Consider the following 5,152-nt stretch of genomic DNA (forward strand, 5'->3'; position numbering starts at 1 on the left):
ATTCATTTTTTTCAAAAATAATACTTGCATAAATTATAAAAATGTGGTGTATAGTAGGTTTTAGCTTATTAAAGCGGCAAACTTTAGAACTCAAGAAACTGAGGAAACAGAAATTTATAAAAATACATTTAGGAGGCAATAAAATGAGTAAAGAAAAAGTTGTATTAGCATATTCAGGTGGTCTTGATACTACAGCAATCATCCCGTGGCTGAAAGAAACATTTAACTATGACGTTATCTGCTGTTGCATCGATTGTGGACAGGGAGAAGAACTGGATGGCCTGGATGAAAGAGCAAAACTTTCCGGAGCTTCTAAATTATATATTGAAAATATCATTGATGAATTCTGTGATGACTTCATCGTTCCTTGTGTAAAGGCCGGAGCTGTTTATGAGAACAAATACCTTCTCGGAACTTCCATGGCTCGTCCGGCAATCGCTAAAAAACTGGTTGAGATTGCACGTAAAGAAGGCGCTGTTGCAATCTGTCACGGTGCAACAGGAAAAGGAAATGACCAGATCCGTTTCGAGCTTGGTATCAAAGCTCTTGCTCCGGACATCAAGATCATCGCTCCATGGCGTATGACAGATGTATGGACAATGCAGTCCCGTGAAGACGAGATCGATTATTGTAAAGCTCATGGAATTGATCTTCCATTTGACGCAAAGCACAGCTACAGCCGTGACCGTAACCTGTGGCACATCAGCCATGAAGGACTTGAACTTGAGAATCCGGCAAATGAGCCAAACTACGATGATCTTCTCGTGCTGAGCACAACACCAGAGAAAGCACCAGACAAAGATGAATACGTTACAATGACATTTGAAGCAGGTGTTCCAAAGAGCGTAAACGGAAAAGAGATGAAAGTTTCTGAAATCATCACAGAACTGAACCGTCTCGGAGGAAAACATGGAATCGGAATCGTTGATATCGTTGAGAACCGTGTTGTTGGAATGAAATCACGTGGTGTTTACGAGACTCCTGGTGGAACAATCCTTATGGAAGCACATGACCAGCTTGAAGAGCTCGTTCTCGATCGTGCTACATATGAAGTTAAGAAAGATCTTGGAAATAAATTTGCTCAGATCGTATACGAAGGAAAATGGTATACACCACTTCGTGAAGCAATCCAGGCATTTGTTGATGTTACACAGCAGTATGTAACAGGAGAAGTTAAGTTCCGTCTCTATAAAGGAAATATCATCCGTTCCGGAGAGACATCTCCATACTCACTGTACAGCGAATCCCTTGCAAGCTTCACAACAGGAGATCTGTATGATCATCATGACGCTGACGGATTCATCAACCTGTTCGGACTTCCTCTGAAAGTTCGTGCTATGAAAATGCAGGAAGTAGAATCACAGAAGAAGTAAGAGGAATTTGTTGAACTTGGATTCATACAATTAAATCGAATACTTTCATTAGAATGATACGCAAGGACAGCCCTACTATTACCATGGGCACCGGCCCGCTCTACCTCATCCCTTTGAAAGTATGTAACATAAGAGCCAGAACAGTTACCGTGTGTGGTGCCTGTTCTGGCTCTTATTAACATACTGAACAAAGTGTATTCGGAACGCTCCTGCCTTACATGTGCCTATGGCAACAGTAGTACTGTCCTTGCTCACATAACTCAAAATAAAAATTTCTGTTCCAATCGGAGTGAATCCAGAAAACAAATACGACCATCAAAACGTAAAGTGAAAAAGAAACGTTATCGACTACGATTATGTTTCCGAAATTATTTCTTTCCCCAAAGTTCGTCTGCTTTTGTTCTCCACTCTTTGGCATAATGTTCGCATTTTCCGCAGAGATGTTCTACACTTTCCGGGGACTGTAGGTCTGTTGATTTTGCGCCGGTTTCGTGTACCATCTGCTGCAGTTTTTCCGGGTTTTCGAGCATTGGGCACGGACGCAGATGATTGTTGTTAAATGGCTGATTGTTATGGTAAGCCATAAACAGTGGCTGGCGTAATGCATCAAGAACGCTTACTTCTTTAATATTTGCACTTGAATAATGAACAAATACACATGGCTCTGCATCTCCATTTGCATTAATATGGAAGTAATTTCTTCCGCCGGCAATACATCCTCCTACAAACTCTCCATCATTCTGGAAATCGAATGCAAAGAGCTGTTTTCCACCTGTCAATCCACGGATCTCACGGATGCGGTGATACATGTATTCTCTCTGCTCTTTTGTTGGAAGCAGATCCAGTGCTGCATCATTTCCAACCGGCATGTAGTGGAAATACCATGCATAACGACATCCTTTTTCAATAATCATATCAAGGAATTTGTCGGATGTTACTGTATCAATATTAGCGCGTGTATAGCAGATTGATGTTCCAAAAATCAAGCCGTATGTTTTCAAAAGATCCATTGCATGCATAACTTTCTGATAAACGCCTTTTCCACGGCGTCCGTCGTTGACTTCCTCGTATCCTTCCAGACTGATGGACAATGACAGATTACCAACACGCTGCATCTCCTGGCAGAACTCATCATCTACAAGTGTTCCGTTTGTAAATGCGTGGAATACGCAGTCGTTGTGTTTCTCGCACAAACGGATGACATCTTTCTTTCTCACGAGAGGCTCTCCGCCTGTCAGCATATAAAGATAAATTCCAAGTTCTTTTCCCTGTGTGATCACACGATCCATATCTTCAAAAGAAAGATTCAAAAGATGTCCGTACTCTGCTGCCCAGCATCCGGTACATTTCAGATTACATGCGCTGGTTGGGTCCATCAGAATCAGCCATGGAATGTTACACTGATATTTTTCACGTGACTCGTGCATTAACTTTGTTCCATAAAGCATTGCGTCAAATCCAAGATTTAATGCTGTTGTCTTAAGGACATGCGGATCTACTTCATCAAAAAGTCTGTTCAGATACTGAACCCATTTGTTGTCCGGATCCTGAATCATCTTTCTTGCAGCTTCATAAGACCCTGGCTGGAAACGATCTTTTGCAAAATTTTCTGTAAGATCTACAAGCTTAAGAAGTGCTTTCGTTCTATCATCTGTCTTGTTCATATATTTAAGTACTTTATCTGCTGCCAAACCAAATGCTGCTCTTTCTGCCTGAAATTTTAATCCTGCCATTTTTTTCACCTTTTCCTTACTTTTCAAGGAACCTTTCTTAAGTATAAGCTATTATTCCATACTTTAGCATTTTCCTTTTTTTCATGTAAGATTCAGATTTTTTTGAATGTGCTGTGGTTTGAACATTTTCTTTTTGTTGTTCTTTTTTGGCTACAAATCATGTGAAATGTAGCCGAAATATCAAGAAATTTCAACACTATGTTCTTGAAAAGTCATGTTAAAGAACTATCAATCTTAGAAACTTTTTTAATCACATTCTCTTTTTTATGGTATAATATTTCCATTGTAGAAAGGATTTGAACAAATGACAGAAGAGAAAAAAGAACTGACAAAAGACCTGCTGACACTCTCTTTCAAAGAACTTATTATGAAGATGCCTTTTGAAAAGATTACAGTTAAGATGATTACCGACGGAGCTAATGTAATCCGTCCGACTTTTTATAAACATTTTCAGGACAAATATGAAATTCTCGAATATATCTTCGAAAAAGAAATCAAAGATAAAATCCGGGTACTGATTGAAAATGACATGGAAGACGATCTTCTCCGTCTTCTTTTCACCTGTCTTTCTAAAGACAAAGAATTTTATAAGAGACTTTATTTGATCGAAGGTCCTAACTCCTTCGATCATCTGATGTTCCAATTTATTTATGATACATTGCTTAGATTATTAAACAAATATCCATTGAAATCACCTGCGAAGCTCCAGATACTCAGCCGCGAGACGATTGCACGCTTTTATACCTTTGGGCTCGCAGATTCTGTAAAATATGCGATCATGCATGATATCACATATACCCCGGAAGAGATTGCAGCTGCTTATGATTATCTGATTCATAACTCTGCATTTGATCTTGTGGAACATCCAAGGATTTGATAATACACAAAGGGATTAGGAACAATTTTTAGACATATTACCGCTGTCTTCCATTTACTCCTAATTTCATCATAAGCGCTTCTTGAAGAATCTGAGAGAAATTAAGATTCTCTCGAATAGCCGCTTCATTTAACCATTCTGGAATACTGAGCGTCTTTTTTACAGCCTTTGATCTGTGCTTTCTCCGATACTCTGCCATATCAAATTCTATAATTACCAAAATCCCATCTTCAGGATCCACCGTTTCAAATTCTGATGCTTTTGGGATATCAGTTCCTTCATCTTCTATACTGGACAATGACAAACCTAATGCATCTATCGCCATTTCATATGCTTCATCCATGCTATCGCCCTGTGTCATGCATTCAGGAAAATCTGGAAAGCTAACCCAGAAACCGCCTTCTTCTGCTTTATGAAAAACAGCTGGATAAAATAATCTATTCTTCATCAAATAACCTCTCTTTCAAGCGACAGGACTATCTAAGCCCTGCCTGTTTAAGTATTGCCTGCTCCAATCCTTTTTTCAAGTCCTTGGAGTGATAAGGAACAATTACTGTCTTATCATATTTATATTTTACTACGTAAAAATACGTGTGTCAACGTGTTTTTACGTATCAATATTATGTTAAGAACTATGAAATCATAAACTTAAACAACAAAAATAACGCAGACAATATCTCTACCATCTGCGCCATTTCTCGTTTTTTAATTATTTCATTACAATATTTATATCCACTTGAAAACATTGATTTTACGCTGTTTTTCGCTATCTATCTTCTGATTTACTCCATTTTTACTCCAAGTTTAAGCCAATATTTTCAGTTCGGCTACTTCTTCTTTTTTCTTTTCTTCTTTTGCCAGTTCAATCTCTATTACATTTATTTTTGCTACATAGTCGTTGATTGCACTATTGACGTTGTAATAATAAACTGGCGAACCGTCTGAACAGGTAAATACCAAGTTTTTTAAGTATTTACTAAATCTTTCACGCAGACAAAGATTACCATAGTTTCTTTTTCACATTACCATATTAGATACTTATAAAATCTTGCCACAAGGTATATATTTTCAAACATCGCTACTATCTACGTCATTTCTTACTACCCTTGAAATATTGACTTCTCTTTATCAATCACCTCTTCAGCAAAAATATTAATTTTTCTAAATAT

Annotated in this window: 5 protein-coding genes and 1 pseudogene; 2 read left to right on the plus strand and 4 right to left on the minus strand. The window is 38.1% G+C overall.

The window, feature by feature from the left end:
- Nucleotides 1-143 precede the first annotated feature (143 nt).
- Nucleotides 144-1,373: an argininosuccinate synthase gene (locus tag DXB52_RS14660; RefSeq protein WP_118107930.1), complete on the plus strand. Its 1,230-nt coding sequence runs from the start codon at nt 144-146 to the stop codon at nt 1,371-1,373.
- A gap of 368 nt (nt 1,374-1,741) precedes the next feature.
- On the opposite strand, the gene DXB52_RS14665 is transcribed toward DXB52_RS14660, so the two are convergent.
- A complete protein-coding gene (locus tag DXB52_RS14665; RefSeq protein WP_118107932.1) occupies nt 1,742-3,106 on the minus strand; it encodes a radical SAM/SPASM domain-containing protein in 1,365 nt (454 codons plus the stop codon).
- Between the two features lie 304 nt (nt 3,107-3,410).
- Between DXB52_RS14665 and DXB52_RS14670 the strand changes: the two genes are divergently transcribed.
- On the plus strand, nt 3,411-3,983 hold the full coding sequence (locus DXB52_RS14670; RefSeq protein WP_118107934.1) for a TetR/AcrR family transcriptional regulator C-terminal domain-containing protein: 573 nt from the start codon (nt 3,411-3,413) through the stop codon (nt 3,981-3,983).
- Nucleotides 3,984-4,020: 37 nt separating this feature from the next.
- On the opposite strand, the gene DXB52_RS14675 is transcribed toward DXB52_RS14670, so the two are convergent.
- The 3 genes and pseudogenes from DXB52_RS14675 to DXB52_RS14685 form a co-directional block, all read right to left on the minus strand.
- The gene (locus DXB52_RS14675) at nt 4,021-4,431 is read right to left on the minus strand and encodes a type II toxin-antitoxin system HicB family antitoxin (RefSeq protein ID WP_117539355.1); all 411 of its coding nucleotides are present in this window, start codon (nt 4,429-4,431) and stop codon (nt 4,021-4,023) included.
- Nucleotides 4,432-4,459: 28 nt separating this feature from the next.
- Nucleotides 4,460-4,546 (minus strand): annotated as a pseudogene (locus DXB52_RS14680) (type II toxin-antitoxin system HicA family toxin); the annotation flags it as partial.
- A 241-nt stretch (nt 4,547-4,787) separates the two neighbouring features.
- Nucleotides 4,788-4,943, minus strand: coding sequence for a hypothetical protein (locus tag DXB52_RS14685; RefSeq protein ID WP_181988778.1), 156 nt, complete (start codon nt 4,941-4,943; stop codon nt 4,788-4,790).
- Nucleotides 4,944-5,152: the final 209 nt, after the last annotated feature.

The organism is Ruminococcus sp. OM04-4AA (assembly GCF_003462585.1).
Classification (GTDB): Bacteria; Bacillota; Clostridia; order Lachnospirales; family Lachnospiraceae; genus Mediterraneibacter; species Mediterraneibacter faecis.

Excerpts from the sequence above, each read along its gene's own strand:
- DXB52_RS14670 (WP_118107934.1), top strand. The coding sequence starts at position 3,411 with ATGACAGAAGAGAAAAAAGAACTGACAAAAGACCTGCTGACACTCTCT.
- DXB52_RS14675 (WP_117539355.1), bottom strand. The coding sequence starts at position 4,431 with ATGAAGAATAGATTATTTTATCCAGCTGTTTTTCATAAAGCAGAAGAA.
- DXB52_RS14660 (WP_118107930.1), top strand. The coding sequence starts at position 144 with ATGAGTAAAGAAAAAGTTGTATTAGCATATTCAGGTGGTCTTGATACT.
- DXB52_RS14665 (WP_118107932.1), bottom strand. The coding sequence starts at position 3,106 with ATGGCAGGATTAAAATTTCAGGCAGAAAGAGCAGCATTTGGTTTGGCA.